Origin of the sequence: Burkholderia sp. 4NA327C6 (genome assembly GCF_005502655.1) — a bacterium.
GTDB classification, from domain to species: Bacteria; Pseudomonadota; Gammaproteobacteria; order Burkholderiales; family Burkholderiaceae; genus Burkholderia; species Burkholderia contaminans.
This window is the reverse complement of the sequence record NZ_SCNZ01000117.1, coordinates 1-1,565: the sequence shown is the minus strand read 5'-3', so window position 1 is coordinate 1,565 and position 1,565 is coordinate 1. Positions and strand designations below refer to the sequence as shown.

Below are 1,565 nucleotides of genomic sequence, written 5' to 3'. Positions count from 1 at the left end.
TGATCACCTTTGTATCCCCTGCTCAAAGATTGAGCAGAGCATTCAATCACGTGGGTCAAAATTCGATGAAAATTTCCAGCTCTAGTGGGTCAGTTCTGCCCGGACATCAACAATGAGTTGAACTACGCGCAAAATAACCCACTTGCTGCAGAGCGCACTGCGCAGGCCCTCCCATACCTCGTTGCCGCGTTACGGAGGGACGCGCTGTTTCCGAATCCCGGCATGACGCCGATTTACTCCGGTATTCTCACCCTGCTTGCACTGGGAAGTGCTCGAGGAGCATCAACTTTCGATTCGAGTTTGACCCTAGTTGATGCGCTTTTGACGGTCGGCGTCAGTGCGGCTGACTACCGGGAACTTGCCGCGGACGTCGATGAGATTGCGGGTGAAGGCTTCGGAGCAAGGATGGTCTATTGGGCGCTCGAAATAATTGAAGTATTTATGCGCTCGCCTGCCCCCGATTCCGCAGCGAGGGATCGACTGGTTCACTCTGTTTTAGCTCGGCTTGTCCCAATCCACGCGCGGCTGAGCAGCCTTCAACAGGCTACGCTCCACAACCTTTCCGAAGAGTTTGGATGGACGCTCGGCGTGCCGCCTGCTAGACAAGGAGCGCGCAACGACGAACTCACCGCGCGCATGCGGGGGAAGACGATCGCCATCTATTCCCTAGTAGAGAACGCGAGTCGCCAAGCCAAGGCTGCCCTGCAAACAATCGCTAGCGACATTGACGTCCAGTGCAATGCCGATCCGGTTGGTTCATCCCAACTCCGTGCACTCGCGACAAACAGTGATTTGTTCGTCGTCGCCTGGGCCGCTGCAAAACACGCAGCGACCGACTTCATTCGAACTCACCGCAGTGGGCGGCCAATGGTGTACGCCGATGGGAAGGGTGTTAGCAGCCTACTGCGGGCCGTGGAGGACTACTTCCGTGAACCATCGAGACAACACTGAACACGAGTGTCTCCGCCCAACTGTTGTATGCGGGCGAGGTGCAATATTGCGTAACACTCAGACGCCAACCGCCTCTATTCTCCAACATAGAGGTCGCACGCGTTGCCGCCGGCCGCGCGTTCAACGCGTACTCGCGTAACTTCTGGAAAGGAAGCCCGGATCTTTTGCAGAATGAAAATGCAAAGGCTCTCGAGAGTGGCTGGTCCAAGCTCCGGAATGTCATCTAGGAAATGGTGATCTAGTTGATCACGTACCTGCTCGATGGCTCGATTAAGCAAGCCAAGATCTACAATCATGCCAGTTTCAGGGTTCGGTTTCCCGCGCACAAAGATCTGAGCATGATACGTGTGACCGTGGATGCGTCGACTTCCTTTCTGATCGATCTCACGATGCAGAGTATGAGCGGCATCAAAGAAGAATCGTTGGCTTAACTCGAAGATCATAGGATGATTAAACGCTCTGGAATTTTCATGTCGATGTTATGAGCAATCGGCTTTGAGCGTATGCGATCCACGAATGACGTCCCTCAGAGCAAATCGGTGGAGCGCTTGAGGTGCGGTAAGGAAGCGGATCAGCGCAGGTCGGCCGGCATTTTCCAGGGCAGCAACGCGTCG

General features: G+C 54.9%; 2 protein-coding genes. One reads left to right on the top strand and one right to left on the bottom strand.

The features are described 5' to 3' along the window. The first annotated feature begins 222 nt into the window (after window positions 1-222). The gene (locus tag FFS49_RS41765) at window positions 223-951 is read left to right on the top strand and encodes a hypothetical protein (RefSeq protein WP_137951086.1); all 729 of its coding nucleotides are present in this window, start codon (window positions 223-225) and stop codon (window positions 949-951) included. A 74-nt stretch (window positions 952-1,025) separates the two neighbouring features. Here the strand turns inward: FFS49_RS41765 and FFS49_RS41760 are convergent, their stop codons facing one another. Continuing rightward, entirely contained in the window at window positions 1,026-1,394 is a 369-nt protein-coding gene (locus FFS49_RS41760; RefSeq protein ID WP_105816283.1) for a 6-carboxytetrahydropterin synthase, read from the bottom strand. Between the last annotated feature and the right edge of the window lie 171 nt (window positions 1,395-1,565).